This window comes from Pseudomonas sp. RA_35y_Pfl2_P32 (assembly GCF_963970735.1).
Lineage (GTDB): Bacteria > Pseudomonadota > Gammaproteobacteria > Pseudomonadales > Pseudomonadaceae > Aquipseudomonas.
In genome coordinates, this window is record NZ_CAXAQF010000379.1 from 1 (window position 1) to 434 (window position 434).

General features: G+C 67.5%; 1 protein-coding gene. It reads right to left on the minus strand.

Annotation, left to right across the window (positions count from 1 at the left end; genetic code table 11):
* Nucleotides 1-371, minus strand: a 371-nt coding sequence (gene lepB, locus AACY45_RS28795) for a signal peptidase I (protein ID WP_339548878.1), incomplete at its 3' end; no start/stop codon positions are given.
* Nucleotides 372-434 lie beyond the last annotated feature (63 nt).

Sequence of the window (434 nt, forward strand, 5' to 3'; positions counted from 1 at the left end):
TGCCGCATCTGGATGCGGTCGCCGGGCAATCCCACCACGCGCTTGACCCAGGCCTGCGAGCGATCGCCCGGCCAGCGGAAGACGACGACGTCGCCGTGCTTCGGCGTCTCCGCGAAGACACGGCCGCTTTCGGGCAGGTTGATCTGGATCGGCAGGGAGGACGTGCCGTAGCCGTAGGGGAATTTCGACGCGATCAGCGCGTCGCCGATCAGGAGCGTCGGCTCCATCGCGCCTGACGGCACGTAGAACGGCTCTGCGAGCGCGCCCTTGGCGATGAATACGGCCGCGACGATGCCGGCCAGTTGCACCAGCTGGCCGCCCCAGCCGCTGCTCTTCGGCTTGGTCGTGACGGTTGCTTTATCAACGCTCATGCGCCCGTTCCGCCCACTGTGATCCGTTCCATCAGAAGCGAGGGCTGGCCGACGCCCACAGGC